The organism is Rhizobium sp. F40D2 (genome assembly GCF_051810745.2).
Lineage (GTDB): Bacteria > Pseudomonadota > Alphaproteobacteria > Rhizobiales > Rhizobiaceae > Rhizobium.
The window spans coordinates 555,411-572,888 of sequence record NZ_JBPWQX020000004.1 but is presented as its reverse complement, the minus strand read 5'-3'; the positions used below and the strand labels follow the sequence as shown (position 1 = coordinate 572,888).

Sequence of the window (17,478 nt, the reverse complement as noted above, 5' to 3'; positions counted from 1 at the left end):
TCCGGCAAACCGAGGTTCGCTGTCGGACCGGCGGAAAAGAGATTTCCAGATGTATTCGGGCCTCCTTAAAGCCCGACAACGCCCGGCAAGTCCGAGATGCCGGCAATCTCGGTATAGCCGTAATAGGGATTGGCCGGCTCGTGACCGCGATTGACCCAAACCTTGTTCTTGATCCCGAGGTCATGTGCGGACATAAGATCGTAGCGGAACGAGGAAGAGCAATGCAGTATGTCCTCCGGACCGCAACCAAGCATATCGAGCATATATTCGAATGCGCGGAAGTGCGGCTTGTAGGCGCCGACCTGTTCGGCGGTGTAGACGGCGTGGAAAGGCGCGCCGAGCTTCTCGACGTTGGACATGATCTGCGAATTCATCGCATTTGACAGGATGACCAGTGGAATTTCCTTGGCCACCTTGGCAAGACCCGCCGGGACGTCTGGATGCGGCCCCCAAGTGGGAACGCGTTCGTAAACCATCTGCGCATCTTCGCCCTTGAAGTCGATGCCGTTGCGTTTGCAGGTCCTTGCCAGTGCGTTATGGACCACTTCCGCATAAGGCTTCCAGTCGGCCATGACTTCATCAAGGCGGTACGCGGAAAAGTCCGCGATGAACTGCAGCATTTTCTGCTCGCTCATTCGGTCGCCGTAAAGATCGCGTGCGGCCTCCGCCATCTGGAAGTTGATGAGCGTGCCATGGCAGTCGAAGGTGATGTATTTCGGGCGGAAAGTGGTCATGCGCTTCGTCCTTGCTTTGCGGGGAGTTGTTCAAGCTATGACCAATCATAGCCCGCAGCTCGCACCTCAACTGCCCGGATACTACGGAACTTCAGCACAAAATGCTGGCGGGAAACATCGTTTGCCCTTGTGAGTGCTGGGTCAGAGTGATCCGCCGTCGAGATGCCGGGCGCGTCAGACAGCTACTGCCCGGTCAACTCGTCCCGCAGGAAACAGAAGCGCAGCTGCGAAATATGGGTCTTGCGTCGCAACGACGAATCCAATCCTGGGAAGCTCGTCCGTCGGTACCCGTAGGCGAAAGCGAGTAAGATCGACTGCGTCAGCTCCCAATCATTCGCCGATCCTGGCATTGGAAGTGGCGGGATAGTTCCAGCACTCCGCCCAAGCTCCGATAGGCGCCTACCGGTACTCTCTGCCAAAATCGCCGTGCGATATAAAACAATCTGCCTGGGTTTCCGCGAATTCGACCAATAGGCCCACGCTGGGCCTGATATGATCAATGCAGGTCAGGTCGCAATGAGACGACGCATCCGATGAATTGAATTAGAGAGGTCGGGCATGAAAACGCTGCTGCTCAAGAAGCATGACGTAGGGCGGCTTATCGGCATAGTGGAAGTCATCGATGCGGTCGAAGAGGCTTACAAGGCCTTCAGCAGCGACCAGGTGGAACAGCCCGACTATATCGGGATTCATCTGCCCTCCCTGCGTGGCGAAATCGACTTCAAACTTGGCTACGATAAAGTCTCGGAAATCATCTCCATGAAGGCGCATTCGGGAGGATTCGCCAACAACCCGGTAGAACACGGCGTTCCTAACAGCATGGGCACCATCCTCCTGTTTGATGCCAGGAGCTGTGCGTTGATTTGCATCATGGATGGCAGCTTGATCACCGGCCTCAGAACCGGGGCGGCGGGAGCTGTCTCCGTCAAGGCACTGGCGAGAAAGAACGCCAGGACGATCACGTCGATCGGCACGGGCAATCAGGCAAGAATGCAAATCCGGGCGATCAACGAGATCATGACGATCGAAGCGATCCACGCCTGGGACAGCACCTACGAAACAAGTTCCAGATACAAGGCGGATATCGAGCGCGAATTCGGCATACCCGTTACCGTCGCAAGCTCGAAGAAGGAGGCGGTCGAGAGGGCCGATATCTTGATCACAACGACCCGAGGGAAAGGGTCGCTTGTGGAAGCGGAATGGGTGAAACCCGGCACGCACATTGTCGCAATCGGCACGGATCAACGCGGCAAACAGGAGCTGGATCCGGAGCTTTTCCGAAACGCCAAGATCATCGTCGACTCGCTTTCGCAATGCACGCAAAAGGGCGAAACCTGGCACCCGCTGAATAAAGACATCATTGCCAAGGACCACATCCACGGCGAAATCGGCGAGGTATTATTGGGGAGGAAGCCGGGGCGCGAAAGTGATGACGAAATCACCATTTTCGACTCCACTGGGATGGCCATTCAAGACAATACGACCGCCACCAAAATTTATCGCAACGCCATAGCGACCAATGTCGGCACTTTCTTCCCGTTTTTTGAGGAATGACCATGCGCAACTATCCCACCATTCAGGACATCCATGAAGCTCAGCAGCGGCTAAAGCCGCACGTCAGACACACTCCGCTATTGCGTGCCGACAAGATCGATAAAGCGGCTGGTTGTCAGCTCTACCTCAAACCGGAAACCCTGCAGATCACTGGCGCATTCAAGATCCGCGGCGCCCTGAACAAGGCTCTCTCGCTCCCCCGAGAAGAGATCGCAAATGGGATCATTGCCACCTCGTCGGGCAACCACGCCCAGGCGCTTGCTTACGCAGCCAGGATGCTCGGCGTAAAGGTGATTTTGGTGCTGCCGGTCACCACACCCAAAATCAAGATCGCCAATACAGAGGCCCTTGGCGCGGAAGTCATTCTTTTTGATGGTGATAATGCTGCTCGATGGAGAAAAGTCTACGAGATCGCGGAAGGACACAATTATGCTGTCATTCACGGCTTCGAGGACCCCGTCGTAATGGCTGGTCAGGGAACGATCGGGTGTGAGATCCTCGAAGACTTGGAAGATGTGGACACGGTCATCGTACCCCTGGGCGGTGGAGGGCTGATCTCGGGCATCGCCACCGCGATTAAAGAAACCAAGCCATCGGTGCGTGTTATCGCGGCAGAGCCTGCCTTGACGCCGAAATATTTCTACAGCCGGAAAAACAGGGAGCGCACATCGCTTCCGTTAAAGAACACGATCGCGGATGGTTTAAGGTTAAGCGTTCCGGGTCAAAATCCGTACCCGATTATCGAAAAGTATGTCGACGAGATTATTCTTGTTGAAGACGAACACATCATTGCCGGAATGCGTGCCCTCGCCAAGGATGCGAAATTGATCGCGGAACCAGCCGCCTCCATCGGCATAGGAGCCCTGTTGGCAGGCAGCATAGACGTGAAGCCAGATGAGAAAGTGTGTGCGGTCTTGTCTGGCGGCAATTGGGATCTGGGAGACCTTGCTGAGATTTACAATCTGGCGCCGTGATCGGCCTCGGCTTCGGTCAGTACACCACCCCGATCGCCGTTCGACGTCTGCGATTCTCATATCCTCCCTCACAAATGCAAACAGTTCCGACCGTGGGGCGGATCGGAATTGCAATCGGCAGGGAGGATAGATCAGGGTCATTCAAGGGAGCCTCCAATGAAACACGCCCACAGCTTCTATATCGACGGTGAATGGGTTGAGCCGTCCGTTTCGAAAACACTTGAGGTCATCGATCCCTCGACCGAAGAGCCGATGGGCACGATCACCCTCGGCAGTGCCGCCGACGCGGAAAAGGCGGTCGCGGCCGCACGGCGAGCCTTTGCCTCCTTCTCGCAGACATCCAAGGAAGAGCGCGTCGAACTGCTGAGGCGAATTGTAACGATCCTGAAACGCCGCAATGACGAGCTCGGCGACATCATCTCGCGGGAAATGGGCGCGCCGCTCGCCATGGCCCGGGCCGAGCAGGCAGGCATCGGCTCTACCCATTTCGAACAAACGATCAAAGCCTTCGAGAGCTTTGCCTTCGACTACATGCAGGGCACCACCTGCATCATGCACGAGCCGATCGGGGTCGTCGCGATGATCACGCCGTGGAACTGGCCGATCAACCAGATCGCCTGCAAGGTCGCTCCGGCGCTCGCCACGGGATGTACCATGGTCGTGAAGCCTTCGGAGATCGCTCCGTTCAACGCCGTCCTCTTCGCCGAGATCATGGATGAGGCCGGCGTGCCGAAGGGGGTGTTCAACCTCGTTCAGGGCGACGGGCCTACGGTTGGTGCGGCGCTGGCCAGCCACCCGGATGTGGATATGGTGTCCTTCACCGGGTCGACGCGCGCCGGCATTGCCGTGGCCCAGGCGGCGGCACCAACCGTCAAGCGAGTGCATCAGGAGCTCGGCGGCAAGTCGCCGAACATCATCCTGCGCAGCGCCGACTTCTCAGCCGCGGTCGCCGCCGGCGTACGCCGGTGCTTCGGCAATTCCGGCCAGACCTGTACTTCGCCAACACGAATGCTGGTGCCTGCGGAGCGAATGGACGAAGCAAGCTCGATCGCCGCGCGGGAGGCGGCTGCTCTGGTTGTCGGCCCCCCATCTGACCCTCGCACCGATCTCGGACCGGTCGCAAGCGCGGCCCAGTTCGACAAGATCCAGGCGTTGATCGAACGCGGCATCGCGGAAGGAGCGGAGCTTGTCACCGGCGGCCCTGGTCGCCCTTCGCATCTCAATTCTGGCTATTACGTGCGCCCGACGGTGTTTGCCCGCGTCACCAACCAGATGACGATTGCGCGGGAGGAAATCTTCGGCCCGGTGCTGTCGATCATCGGCTATGACAGTGAGGATGATGCGATCGCGATCGCCAACGATACGCCCTACGGTCTAGCGGCCTACATTCAGGGCGATCCAAAGGAAGGGCGAGCACTGGCAGGCAGGCTGCGCGCCGGCAGCGTTCGCCTCAACAGCGCCGCTCCTTTCGGCGGCTACAAGCAATCCGGAAACGGTCGGGAATACGGGAAGTTCGGACTGCACGAGTTTACCGAGATCAAGGGCATAGCCGGTTTCTCGAACGATTGAATGTGAAATGTGACAGGTCCGCGGTCGGGATGCCTGCGCGAGAAGCTGTGATTACAGTCAAACGGAAGATCTAAGCGTACGCGCGAACACGGGTGATCGCGTGCAATCGTTCCTCTGAAGATGCCGTCGCGCGTAAACGACGTCCCCGCGTCAGCACATGTCGCGCGGGTCGAAATTGAATGTGACCTCAGGCGAAGTTTTCACACATCAGAAGAAGGCCAGCCCACCGTCCAATATCGAACTCGCCGATCAAACGCGGAAGACTGTCACTGCCTAGATCGGAAGGTCGAAAGGTCGGAGAACCGGATCGGCTGTTTGCCGATCCAACCGTAGGTCGATCCGGTGCAGTCATTCCCCCACGCTTCGCGGGCGACCGCTGTGCGGCCCTAAAAACGGTTGTTTGGAACCGCCTCGGTACTCGAAAGCGGTCATCGACTGCGGCCGCGAACAAACTCGCCTAAGTCCGACGTGCCGTCGTGTCAAGTTCGGATCACACCGTGCTCTAACGCCAGCAGGTCACATGTGCGGAAGGCCCCGCATGGTCATGCTTCCCTTTTGAACGAAAAAGGAAGGGGCGAACGGAGCGCCCCGGTCTCATCGTAGCGCAGCGCCTGAGCCCTGTTCATCACGCGCGCTTGAGGGCTGGCTCCAGGCCAACGGCGGCGGCTAGTCCACCAATGTCCTTGATCTCGGTGTATTGGTAAAGGGATTGGCCGGCTCATGGCCGCGGTTGACCCAGACCTTGCTCTTGATGCCAAGGTCATAGGCAGTCATCAGGTCGTAGCGGAAGGATGAGGACACATGAGTAATGTCTTCCGGTCCGCAGCCGAGCTTGTCGAGCATGTATTCGAAGCCCTTCATCAGAGGTTTGTATGCCCCGACTTCTTCTGCCGTAATTACCATATGGACGGGTGCGCCCAACTTTTCCACGTTCGACATGATCAGGCTGTTCATGGAGTTCGACAGGATGACCAGCGGGATTTCCTTTGCCACTTTTGACAGGCCAGCCGGGACGTCCGGGTGCGGACCCCAGGTTGGTACCTCGTCATAGATGCGTTGCGCGTCTTCGGGTTTGAACGGGATACCGATGCGTTCGCAACTGCGTTCGATTGAATTGTGCACCACTTCGAGGAACGGTTTCCACGGGCCCAGCACCTCGTCAAGGCGATAGCCCCTGAACGCCTCGACGAAGGCGACCATCGCTTGAGGGGAGAGGCGCTCGCTGTAGACGCGTCGCGCTGCGCCAGCCATGTCGAAATTGGTGAGCGTGCCGTAGCAGTCGAAGGTCACGTACTTCGGTCGAAATTGAGTCATCGTGTGTTTTCCTTCCGATTTTCCTGGCACAGGGTGCCTATCCAGGGTCATTTTGGCGGGCAGTGCCGCCTGTCAAAAGAGGTCGCGGTCCCGACGGACCCCAATGCGGACGCGGCAGATACCTTTGCGGATCTGGTCATTTCCTCTGCCTTGTCGGATACCGGGCCGATCCACCAAAGCGGATCAATCCGACGTGTTCGCTGCATTCCGACCAGTGGGAAGCACACTGGCATAACTTAGAGGCGGCGGCAACTGATTGTCCAACAATTTTTGAATCTTTAGCCCTGCAACTCTCCGTCGAAGGGTGCGCCTCGCGACCAAAGCAGTCACGCGCGGCAACATATCCAGTTGTAAACTCTGGATTTTCGTATCGGCTTAGCCTGAAATCATCAGAAAAGCTAGGCTTGATCACGTGCGCCATCGAAACAAATTGTTGTACAAAAATTGAAGTATGAGATACTGAGGCCATCGAAGAGCCCTTCCGAGGCAGGACAGGAATGAGTTTGAAGATGGGTTACAAGCATCAATGCGGGCCAGCTCGCGTCCCCGAGCTTTCCGAGGCGTGCCATACCGTTGGCACTGTGGAGGCCGAACGAATTGCCGAGCGGCTCTATGGTACCCGCGGCTCCGCAACGCGCTTTGAAACCGAGAAGGACGACACGTTCCTTCTCGACTGCGCCGCGCAGGGGAAATTTGTACTGAAGATCGCTCATCCTTCTGAGCGGATCGAGGAACTCGATTTCCAGGTCGCGCTGATGCGTCATCTCGAGCAGCAGGCCCCCGATCTACCCATCCCCCGCACACTTCGCGATCTCGACGGGGCGGATTTGCCGATCGTCACCACGAGCGCCGGCGAGCGGCGAGTCGCTCGTCTCATTACCTTCCTTGCCGGAACCCCGCTCGACCGGACATCTTGCACAGCCCCACAGCGTGAACGGATCGGCGAAATCCTGGCAAGGCTGCGTCATTCCATGACCGATTTCTCGCACCCCGCTGACGGCCGCACAGTAGCATGGGACGTCAGCCATCTGCTCGACCTCAGCGATCTGTTGAGCTTCATCCCTGAGGGCGACAGACGGGCCTGGACCGTTCGTGCGCTCGAGAGGTTTGCCGAAATCAAGCCGAAGCTCGATCTGTGCCGGCGGCAAGTGCTCCACAACGATTTCAATACGTCGAACCTAGTCGTCGATCACACCAGTCCACAGTTCCTGACCGGCGTCATCGACTTCGGCGATGCAGTCCGTACCGCCATCGCGGTCGACGTCTCCACGGCGTTGATGAACCAGATGCCAAAAACGTTCGACCATGGGAACCGGCGTGACCTGTTCGACGAAGCGCGTGACGTTCTGCGCGGCTATCTCCGCCATGCCGAACTGACGGATGAGGAGCTCCGGCTCATTCCCTTCCTGTCGATGGGCCGCCTTGCCGTTCGTGCGCTGCTGACATGCTGGCGCGCAGAGATCTTCCCCGAGAATAGCCGCTATATCCTGCGCAATACCGAAGCCGGCTGGGCCCACCTCGAGTGGTTTCACTCAATTACGACCGCACAGATTTCCGATCTTCTGACACGATAGGAACAGCAATGTCCAAGCAAGCGACTACCCTGCCCAAGGGCTTCCGTGGCGACATGCCAAATGGCTTCAACCCTCAGGACACGTCTCATCTCACAAGTGAAGATCTGGCGCATGTCGCCAGGCGGCAAAGGCTGCTCGGGCCTGCTTATCGGCTCTTCTACAAGTCTCCGGTTGAGATCTCCCGTGCGAAGGGCGTCTTCCTCTATGACAAGCACGGCAACGAATATCTCGATGCCTACAACAACGTGGTTTCGCTGGGTCACTCTCATCCGCGTGTCGTCGAGGCGATCCAGAAGCAGCTCGAGGTACTCTGTACCCACACGCGTTACATGCAGGAGCCGCTGCTCGACTATGCCGAAGCCCTGATCAATACGTTCGGTGGCGAACTCGGCCGGACCGGATGCGCGATGTTCACATGCACGGGCTCGGAAGCCAACGATCTCGCCCTGCGGATAGCGCGTTACCACACGCGCAGGACCGGCGTCATCGTCACGGCGGAAGCCTATCACGGCAACAGCGGCGCGGTGGCGGCAATCTCGCCGTCGCTCGGCAGGAAGTCGGCTTTGGATCCCTATCTTCGCACGGTCGCCGCGCCCGATTCCTATCGCCTGCCCGTCGAGGAAATCGGCCGGCGGATGGCGGAGGATGTCGCGCGGCAGATCGCCGACATGGAGCGGCATGGCGGCGGCATGGCGGCCTTCATCGCCGATTCCGTCTTCTCCTCCGATGGTCTCTACGTCGATCCGACGGACGTATTGGCGCCGGTGGCGGAAGTTGTGCGCAAGGCTGGTGGCCTGTTCATTGCCGACGAGGTGCAATCCGGATTCGGGCGGACCGGCACCCATCTTTGGGGCCACAGCCGTCACAAGGTCGATCCGGATATCGTCACCATGGGCAAACCCATGGGCAACGGCTACCCCGTTGCCGGCGTGGTGCTGCGGCCCGAACTCGTTGCCGAATTCGGATCCAGCATGCGCTACTTCAATACGTTTGGCGGCAACTCAGTCGCTATCGCCGCCGCAAGAGCCGTGCTCGACACGATTCTCGAGGAAGACCTGTTGGACAATGCCGTCAACGTCGGCGGCGAAATCCTCGACGGCCTCCGGAGCCTGCAGAAAAAATACGAATTTGTCGGCGATGTTCGCGGGGCCGGCCTCTATTTCGCCGTCGAACTCGTTACGGACAGAAACCGGAAAACACCGGACATGGACCGGGCGCTTGCGGCGGTCAATGCCCTGCGTGACCGGCGCATCCTCATTTCCGCGACGGGAGCGGACGCACATATCCTGAAGATCAGGCCCCCGCTCATCTTCACATCGGCCAACGCGGCGCGGTTGCTCGAAGGCGTCGACGAGGCGCTTCGGTCCGTGCAGATGTAGGACCCGCCAGCATGCGGCGCGGAGGTACGATATCATCTCCCTTGCCCTGCGCCGCCGCCTGTGGCGTAGGTGTACGACATAAACAATGAGCAAAGCCAAAGCCATGCCGTCGCTGCCCGCCAAGAACGGCAAAGAAGATCAAGAGATGAACGCCGAGCCCTTGGCCGCCAGCGCGGTGGAGATCCTGACTCACGCCTTGCGACGGCGCATCCTGTCGGGGGATTTCCGACCCGGCGAGTTCCTACGCGACGTGAAGATGTGCGAAGAGCATTCGACCTCGCGGCACACATTCCGTACAGCAGCCCAGGTGCTTGTCACCCAGGGCCTGCTGCGGCAAATACCGAATCGAGGTTTTGTGGTACCCGAATTCGGGCCGGACGATATTGTCGATATCACACGCGTGCGCGGCGCCATCGAGGGCGAGGCAATTCGTCTGATCGTACTGACCGGCGTCATCCCGCCTCAGGCGCTGGAAGCGGTCGACGTCATGCACAGGTCGACTCTATCCGCCGACAGATCTCTGTTGGTTGCTGCGGACCGCGACTTCCACCGCGCGATCATCGCCGCTAGCGGCAGCGCTCGCCTGAAGCGGACCTATTCAGACCTCGAGGGCGAGATCGAACTCCTCCTCGCACAGCGGCAGGATTTCTACGCCACAGCCGAAGAAATGGCGGACGAACATGCACGGCTCATCAACAGCTTGAGAAGTCGCCACTACGACACGGCGCGTGACGCGTTCCAGGAGCACTGGGAAGATCTCCAGATCAAATTGCTAGATCAACGCTGACCAGTTCAGCGTTGGTACCTAGCACTTCAAACCTTCACGTCAGCCAACAGCTTGGCTCGCCAGGCAGAAGGTTTGAACAGCGGGGGTTTGGGGTCGGCCTCCAGCATGCCGGGCCATCGCAACGACACCACCATCGTGAAGTAGCCCCCATTCTTCGAGGTGTGATGAAAGGCCGCTCTCTTCGGGAATGTCAATTCGCACGACACGACCTTCCTTGCCGGAAAGGATGAAGGCCAGCAAATCCCTCGCGTCGTCGCCGTTCGCTGCAACGACTGGCCCCACGACTTCGCCCTTCCCGAACAGCCGCGTCGCCGCGAAAGCGGCGATACCATCACCGTGCCTAATGGCGGCGAATTTCCCCTCCTTCGCCAGAACATCATACAGCGCGTCGCGAGCGGCGCCGAATGCCACGCGATCGAGCGCCTTGATCGCCCGCAAGGCGGCAGACCCGATCCATTCAACATTTGCAGGAGCATCGACGTGACCGGTGACGCCCAGGTGGCGGACGACTTTGTGCGTCGCAACGAAACCCAACTTTTCATAAAGTGGCAAACCGTCACTGGTGGCCGTCAAACGGCATTCCCGATCACCGGCGAGTTCCAACACGGCGGTGGTCAACTTTCTTCCTAATCCCCGGCCGCGCTGGCTTTCGTCGACAATGATCATGTTGATGGCCGAGCAGGTGTCGCCGAAGGGAGTCATCAGGGCGGTACCCACCACCCGGTCGCCCGCGAGGGCAACGCGTCCCTCGCTTAGGCCCCATATCAGTTGCCAGTCTTCTCTCCTGTGCGCCCAGCCCGCCGCCCGCGACAACGCCACGGCACCATCCAGATGGTGAGCCTCGAAAGGCGCAAGAACAATCGATTCCGTTTGCAAGAGTTCATCCATTTCGTGGTTCTCGTGAAATCGGGGCGAGCGATTGCCATCCAAGCGGAGTTTGAAAGTCGGATGGACGGATAAAGTGCCTACCCAGTCGGGGTTGAACCATTCAAGGGACCTTGCGCTGTCTTAATGCTCCGTTTGCACCTCGAAATAGGGCAACGCAAGGCGAGCGACTTCCTCGAATGATCAGGTGACGGTGACGAAGATCTTCCGCACCGTTTCGATCGTCTTCCAAACGCCGACGTAACCGGGCTTCATCACGAAGCTATCACCCGCGCGATAAATGACGGGCTCCTTCCCCTTCTCGGTCAATTCGATCACGCCATGGACGAGATGGCAAAATTCAAATGTCTCGCCCTTGATGGAGTGCGTTTCACCGGGCGTCGCCTCGAAAACACCGGTATTGACCTTACCGTTCTTGGCGGTGTCTTGGAGCCAAGTCTTGAAAGCGGGGCTGCCCGCAATGAGGCGCTCCGGCTCGGCAGTTCTATGCTTCGGCTCGAAGGGTGGATTCGGGTCGATAGTTTTCAGTAGGGACATTCATCTCTCCTATTCTTGTTGCAGTCACCCGCGTCATTGTTCCGTGTTTCGAGTCTGCCTGACGTCGGCACCTGATCGCCGACTGGTAACCGGCGTTGCTCGCACCTACCAGGTGACGGCGATGTATTTCGTTTCGAGGTATTCGAGCATGCCGTGATGGCTGCCTTCGCGCCCGAGGCCGCTCTGCTTCATGCCGCCGAACGGCGCCGCAGCATCGGAAACGACGCCGCGGTTAATCCCGACCATGCCGCTTTCCAGCCTGCCGGCGACCGCAAGCACACGCTTGAGGTCTCGGCTGAAGATATAGGATACAAGCCCGTATTCGGTGTCGTTGGCCAGATCGACCACCTCGTCCTCGGTATCAAACACAATCACCGGTGCAACCGGGCCGAAGATTTCTTCGCGAAGAATTTCGGCGTCCGGAGAGACATTGGCGAGAACGGTTGGCAAATAATAGAAACCCTCGCCGCTCAACCTGCTCCCGCCTGTCACCAGCCGGGCTCCTTTGGCGATCGCATCGTCTACCAGGCGCTCCACCTTGGTCACCGCGGCATCGGTGATCAGTGGACCAAGCTGCGTATCCGGCGCCAGTCCTGGCCCGACGTTGAGCGCTGCCATCTCCTCGGCGAAGCGGCGAATGAAGTCAGCAGAAATTCCCCTTTGAACGTAAAAGCGGTTTGCGGCCGTACAAGCCTCACCGCCGTTGCGCATCTTTGCAACCATCGCGCCGGCCACCGCCGCTTCCAGGTCGGCATCGTCGAATACGATGAAAGGCGCGTTGCCGCCCAATTCCATTGAGCAACTGACGACCTGGTCCGCGGCCTCGCGCAACAATATCCTGCCAACGCCGGTCGATCCGGTGAACGACAGCTTCCGCACCCGCTTGTCATGCAGCATTGCGCTGACCAGAGGACCGGCTTTTTTCGTCGGAACGATGTTGACCACTCCGGCGGGAACACCTGCCTGTCGCATCAGTTCTCCAATCGCGAGCGCGGTCAGAGGCGTCTCGGCTGCCGGCTTCAGGATGCACGTACAGCCTGCAGCCAATGCCGGGGCAATTTTTCGGGTCGCCATCGCTGCCGGGAAATTCCAAGGCGTTACCAATACGGCGATACCAATCGGCTCATGGCTGACGATGATCTGGTTTGCGCCGGAAGGTGCTGATCCAAATTCTCCGGGAGCCCTCACAGCCTCCTCGGCATACCAGCGGAAAAACTCGGCCGCGTAGGCGACTTCCGATCGCGCGTCGGGAAGCGCCTTGCCGTTTTCCACCGTGATCAGTTGCGCCAACCACTCTGCTTGTTCGAGAAGGAGGTGAAAACACTTCATCAGGACATCCGCGCGCCGCCGCGGCGACGTTGCCTTCCAGGTCGCAGCCGCCTTTTCTGCCGCGTCGACGGCCGCCATTGCATCCGGGATGTCGCCGTCAGAAACTGTGGCGATCGCTTCCGCAGTCGAAGGATCAATCACATCGAAGGTCCGGCCACCCTTTGCCGAAACCCATTCGCCACCCATGAACAGTTGCGTGGGAGCTTTGCATGCTACAGCCGCCTGCGAAGGCGCACGGCTTGCTTCAAGTGTTGGAGTTGCTTTCACGTTCACCACCATTCGCTACCAATCAGGATCGTTGTGCGATCAATATAGAATTGGTTTAGCGATTGGTGTCAATATAGATCAAATTGGTCTCGCGGATTATTTCCGATCTTCCGAAATCCCGGTGCCCTGTAATCACCGACTGCGCAGTTTGCACGCGCCGGAAAGCTGATGCGGATTGCAATGCTCGAACCTCTTAGTCCAACTTTCGCGAGCCATCTGATCGACCGCTTGCGACGTTCGGCAGCGCCGACACCCTTGAACATGGGACCGAGCTCCACGTTCTGATCGCGGTCTTCCACGGAAGCAATGCATCCTAGAACAAGTAACCGATGTCGTTCTGGATCCCGCGCACTGGCTGGCCGTCGATGGAAACGATGCCACTTGCAGGTTTCAGGAGGCCGGCGATCGCATTGAGTATGGCGCCCTTGCCGCATACGGTAGGTCCGACGATAGCGAGGAACTCGCCATCGGAGACACTGAGATCGACATCCTAGACAGCCACATAGGCGCCGAAGGACATGGTGAGTGAGTCGATTCAAATCAACGGCTTTGCCTGGCTGGGATTGTACGCCGGGGGTGCGGTTTTCTCCGGCCGCCGAAAGGTTACTCGAAATTGATGAGCGTATGGGCAGTAATCGAAGGGCGAGCCCCTTCGCGTCTGGTGAACACCGCAACCGTGGACGCACCTCGACCCTTCCGACCCACGCTGGGACTACGCCAACACGGTCAGCAGGGAGAAGTAGCGGTCCGGGCGGCTAGCGATCCCACTTGTCCAGCATGCTGATACAGGCGGCCGATACTGGCCCGACCCCGAAGCCGTGGCCGGAGCTCGCCCGCCGCCGGGTAAAGGCTCTTCACACCATCGGCCGGCTCCGACGAGATAGCCATGGTGAGAACGCCGCCTTAAGCTCTCGTGCCGCCTACTGTCACTTGCTTACCGTCGCCACCGGTGGTGTCTCCCCACCCAGTACTTTTTGGAAGACCTCGGCGTCCACATTTGCGCCGCTCAAGATAAGGGCGACTTTTCTGCCGCGCATGGCAGAGGCTTCCTCAAGCATCGCCGCAAGTGACGCGGCGCCGGCACCCTCGGCGACATTGTGGGTCGTGCGGTAGATGAGGCGCATCGCTTCGGCAACCTCCTCGTCGCTGACGGCGACGATCCGCGAGGCGCCCTTCGAGTAGATTGCGAAAGCTTCTTCGACGGGAATGCGTACGGCCATGCCGTCGGCGAACGTCAGTGCCGTTTCGGTTTCGATCAGCCGTCCGGCCTCGAAGGATAGCTTCGCGGCCGGCGCGTGCGTCGAAACTACGCCGATCACTTCCGTCTTCAGGCCCAGGGCCTCGCGCGCGGCGATGACGCCGCAAATCCCCGAGCCGCAGCCAATGGGCACATAGACCGCATCGAGATCGGGCACTGCGGTGAAAAGTTCCAACCCATAGCTTGAGACACCCCGGACAATTTCTTCGTGAAAGGGCGGTACCAGGAATAGGCCGGTTTCGGCGGCAAGTCGCCGAGCTTCGGTACGGGCCTCGTCGAAGTCGCGGCCGTACTCGACGACCTCGCCGCCAAAGGCCCGCATGGCTGCGTTCTTCTCGACCGAATTGCCCTGCGGGACAACGATCTTGGCGGCAAGACCGGCTGCTCGCGCGGCACGGGCCTGGCTCTGGCCATGATTCCCGCGCGTTGCCGTGACTATTCCTCTGGCCGAACCCCCGCTGCGGCGGAGCCAATCCATAAAGGTGATGCCGCCGCGGACCTTGAAAGCGCCGGCTGGCGTATGATTCTCGTGCTTGATCCAGACCACGGCCCCTGCCATTTCCGAGATCTGCGGCCACACGTATTGCGGTGTAGGTGACATATGCCGGTAGACGAGTGCGGCGGCTTCCTCGAGGTCCTTGCGTGCGAACAGATGCATGCCTTGCTTCCTTGCTTGTTCGAAGTGTAACCAGCGTCGTTTACCAGTCCAATAACGTGACGAAGGTCTCTGCCACCTACCGCATCTCCACCAGACCCCACCTACAATATCGGTGCTTCTTCAGGTAAATATGGGAAGCGCCCCTGCCTTGGCAGTCTTACCGCCAGTTCCGACCGCCCATCCGGTCTGCACGCTCTCCTGCTCCCCGTCAGACCGACGCAGTCATTGGGCTATGACGGCGCAAGGGCTGTTCGGTGTGGCAGTGGCGCTTGTTATTATGATCAATCGTGGATCTATGACGCCTCTCATATCCGGCCCTCAATGATCTCGCGCACTGCCGCGATGGCCTCGTCGACAGCGGCACGGTTGACATCGAGATGGGTGACCCAGCGCATTCGCCCACCTGGCCAAAAACTCGCCGCGATGCCGCGCTCACCCAGCGCCTGGGATAGCCGGGTCGCCAGCTCGGGCGCGAGCTCGACAAAGACCACGTTTGATTGCGGCGGGGTCACCTTCAGCCCCTCAGTTCCCGTAAAAGCTTGCGCGAGCAACCGAGCATTGGCGTGGTCCTTGACCAGTCGGTCGACGTGATGGTCGAGCGCGTACAGCCCAGCCGCTGCAATAATCCCTGCTTGCCGCATTCCGCCGCCGAGCATCTTGCGCCACCGGCGCGCACGGGCGATCAATGGGGCGTCGCCGACTAGCACTGATCCGAGCGGCGCCCCCAGCCCCTTTGAAAGGCACAGCGACACGCTATCGAAGCCCTCTGCCAGGTACCCGACATCAACGCCGAGCGCCGCAGCCGCGTTGAACAGCCGCGCACCATCGAGATGGGTGGCGAGCTTCCGCTCCCGCGCAAATTCGACGACCTCGGCCAGATGAACGCGCGGCAGGACCCGCCCGGCGAACGTGTTCTCGATGCTGACCAGTCGCGTGATCGCAAAATGCGAATCATCGTCCTTCACCGCGGCGTGAAGCTCCTCGATGGGGATCGTGCCGTCGGCGCGCACCGGCAATGGCTGTGGCTGGACCGAGCCCAACACCGCAGCGCCTCCGGCTTCCCACAGATAGGTGTGAGCTCCGGTTGCGCAGAGAAATTCCTCGCCGCGCTGGCAATGGCTCATGATTGCAGCGAGATTGGACATGGTGCCGGTTGGCACGAACAGTCCGGCTTCCTTGCCGAACAGTGCGGAAAGTCGGGCCTCGAGCGCCTTGACCGTCGGGTCGTCGCCAAGGACATCGTCGCCCACCTCGGCGGCAGCCATCGCCGCACGCATGCCGAGGGTGGGACGGGTGACCGTATCAGAGCGGAAGTCTAGGCGGATAGCAGCATTGGCTTGCATGATCGAGACCCTATCGGTTTGGCGGTATCGGTTATACTAGCGAATGGATAGGCTCGGACTATCTATATAAACTGACGGATTATGGTGATAATGGATCACCAATCATGCGATCTAGCCGCGTCGAGTCATGGTGCCATGTCAATGTGGCGTTCGCTGCCTTGACCCCCACCTGCAACATCGATCTTTGGCTCGATCTTCTCGGCCTGTCTGCAAGCGGCAGCCGCCCTGTGACGTCACATATGTTGTCTCAGTTCACAGGAGGCTGCCGTTTTCGATGGAGACAACATCCGAAACGTTGCCGTCCCTGTCCTATTCTGCAGACTCGAGGAGCCGCGCTTCACGAGAGCGCCGCCTCGGCCGATCCGCCGTACTTTGAGATGGAAATTGATATGATTTCAAATCTACCGGTGATAGTTTGTCACCAATGAAGCGGTCGGACATTCCATCCCTCGATGACCTACGTGCCTTTGAAGTCGTTGCGCGGCTTGGTTCCGTGCGTGCGGCGGCGGCTGAGTTAAATTTGACGCACGGTGCTGTCAGCCGGCGCGTTTCGAAACTTTCCGAACACCTCGACATTCGTTTGCTGGAAGTTGATGGGCGTGGCTTAAGGCTGACGGAGGAGGGTTTACGCCTCGCGAAAGCGACGACAGACGCTTTGTCCCTCGTTTCGGCGGCGCTGGAGGATATCCGCAAAGTCGATCTGTCACCACCGATCGTCGTTTCATGCGAACGATCCGTCGCCATGCGATGGCTGATCCCGCGCCTCTCGGAATTTCAGGATCGCCATCCCGAAATTGACTTTCATCTTTCTGTCGGTGGCGGGGGGGTCGATTTTGCGCGCGACCGTATCACCCTTGCGATCCGCAGGCTTGATTTCGCGATCGATGCGAATTGGCAGATCGAACGGTTGATCGAGGAGGAAGTCGGTCCTGTCATGCATCCTGCCATGACGGATCGGTTTGCTGCCGGTGATTATGTCGCGCTTGCTGCAAAGACCCGTCCGGATGGATGGCAGAAGTGGTCCACCGTTCATCCGGACGCGCCGAAGCCGCGCTCCACGCGCTCTCTTGACCATCATTTCCTGATGGTGGAGGCCGCAGCCAGCGGTCTTGGTGTGGCCATGTGCCCAAAGATCATTGCCATTGACGATATCCGCAAAGGCCGCCTGACCGCACCATTCGGCTTTCACCCTGATGGTTCGCATTACGGCGTTATTCGTTCGGCACTGGCGAGGAGGACAGCTGGAATCGATCAATTCGTGTCTTGGGTTCTCGCCACCATCCAAGAAGATTTTCATGTTGCGTCATGAGGCCGGC

Annotated in this window: 13 protein-coding genes and 2 pseudogenes; 7 read left to right on the top strand and 8 right to left on the bottom strand. The window is 59.2% G+C overall.

Annotated elements, in window-relative coordinates:
• Positions 1-65: 65 nt before the first annotated feature.
• Positions 66-734, bottom strand: a complete 669-nt coding sequence (locus ACS4RS_RS31400; protein WP_439012132.1) for a haloacid dehalogenase type II — start codon at positions 732-734, stop codon at positions 66-68.
• A gap of 558 nt (positions 735-1,292) precedes the next feature.
• Here ACS4RS_RS31400 and ACS4RS_RS31395 point away from each other — a divergent pair.
• The 3 genes from ACS4RS_RS31395 to ACS4RS_RS31385 all read left to right on the top strand — a co-directional run bounded on the left by ACS4RS_RS31395 (position 1,293) and on the right by ACS4RS_RS31385 (position 4,831).
• Entirely contained in the window at positions 1,293-2,288 is a 996-nt protein-coding gene (locus tag ACS4RS_RS31395; RefSeq protein WP_439012131.1) for an ornithine cyclodeaminase family protein, read from the top strand.
• Positions 2,285-3,262 carry a threonine/serine dehydratase gene (locus tag ACS4RS_RS31390; protein ID WP_439012130.1) on the top strand — a complete coding sequence of 326 codons (978 nt, stop codon included), beginning with the start codon at positions 2,285-2,287 and terminating at the stop codon, positions 3,260-3,262. Before ACS4RS_RS31395 ends, ACS4RS_RS31390 begins: the two co-directional genes overlap by 4 nt.
• A 156-nt stretch (positions 3,263-3,418) precedes the next feature.
• Positions 3,419-4,831, top strand: a complete 1,413-nt coding sequence (locus tag ACS4RS_RS31385) for an aldehyde dehydrogenase family protein (RefSeq protein WP_439012129.1) — start codon at positions 3,419-3,421, stop codon at positions 4,829-4,831.
• Between the two features lie 625 nt (positions 4,832-5,456).
• Here ACS4RS_RS31385 and ACS4RS_RS31380 read toward each other — a convergent pair.
• Positions 5,457-6,145, bottom strand: a pseudogene (locus ACS4RS_RS31380) (haloacid dehalogenase type II).
• A gap of 497 nt (positions 6,146-6,642) precedes the next feature.
• Here ACS4RS_RS31380 and ACS4RS_RS31375 point away from each other — a divergent pair.
• The 3 genes from ACS4RS_RS31375 (at position 6,643) to ACS4RS_RS31365 (ending at position 9,885) form a co-directional block, all read left to right on the top strand.
• Entirely contained in the window at positions 6,643-7,719 is a 1,077-nt protein-coding gene (locus ACS4RS_RS31375; RefSeq protein ID WP_439012128.1) for a phosphotransferase, read from the top strand.
• Between the two features lie 8 nt (positions 7,720-7,727).
• Positions 7,728-9,098 carry an aminotransferase class III-fold pyridoxal phosphate-dependent enzyme gene (locus ACS4RS_RS31370; protein ID WP_439012127.1) on the top strand — a complete coding sequence of 457 codons (1,371 nt, stop codon included), beginning with the start codon at positions 7,728-7,730 and terminating at the stop codon, positions 9,096-9,098.
• Between the two features lie 85 nt (positions 9,099-9,183).
• A complete protein-coding gene (locus ACS4RS_RS31365; RefSeq protein ID WP_439012126.1) occupies positions 9,184-9,885 on the top strand; it encodes an FCD domain-containing protein in 702 nt (233 codons plus the stop codon).
• Between the two features lie 39 nt (positions 9,886-9,924).
• On the opposite strand, the gene ACS4RS_RS31360 is transcribed toward ACS4RS_RS31365, so the two are convergent.
• The 6 genes and pseudogenes from ACS4RS_RS31360 to ltaE all read right to left on the bottom strand — a co-directional run bounded on the left by ACS4RS_RS31360 (position 9,925) and on the right by ltaE (position 16,162).
• Complete coding sequence (locus ACS4RS_RS31360; protein ID WP_439012125.1) at positions 9,925-10,773, bottom strand: GNAT family N-acetyltransferase; 849 nt, start codon at positions 10,771-10,773, stop codon at positions 9,925-9,927.
• 180 nt (positions 10,774-10,953) lie between these two features.
• On the bottom strand, positions 10,954-11,307 hold the full coding sequence (locus ACS4RS_RS31355; protein WP_439012124.1) for a cupin domain-containing protein: 354 nt from the start codon (positions 11,305-11,307) through the stop codon (positions 10,954-10,956).
• Positions 11,308-11,412: 105 nt separating this feature from the next.
• Entirely contained in the window at positions 11,413-12,915 is a 1,503-nt protein-coding gene (locus ACS4RS_RS31350; protein WP_439012123.1) for an NAD-dependent succinate-semialdehyde dehydrogenase, read from the bottom strand.
• A gap of 129 nt (positions 12,916-13,044) precedes the next feature.
• Positions 13,045-13,423: pseudogene (locus ACS4RS_RS31345) on the bottom strand (ATP-binding cassette domain-containing protein); the annotation flags it as partial.
• A gap of 406 nt (positions 13,424-13,829) precedes the next feature.
• Complete coding sequence (locus ACS4RS_RS31340) at positions 13,830-14,819, bottom strand: threonine dehydratase (protein ID WP_449314101.1); 990 nt, start codon at positions 14,817-14,819, stop codon at positions 13,830-13,832.
• Positions 14,820-15,124: 305 nt separating this feature from the next.
• A complete protein-coding gene (gene ltaE / locus ACS4RS_RS31335; RefSeq protein WP_449314100.1) occupies positions 15,125-16,162 on the bottom strand; it encodes a low-specificity L-threonine aldolase in 1,038 nt (345 codons plus the stop codon).
• Between the two features lie 424 nt (positions 16,163-16,586).
• On the opposite strand from ltaE, the gene ACS4RS_RS31330 reads away from it, so the two are divergent.
• A complete protein-coding gene (locus ACS4RS_RS31330; RefSeq protein WP_439012122.1) occupies positions 16,587-17,471 on the top strand; it encodes a LysR substrate-binding domain-containing protein in 885 nt (294 codons plus the stop codon).
• Positions 17,472-17,478: the final 7 nt, after the last annotated feature.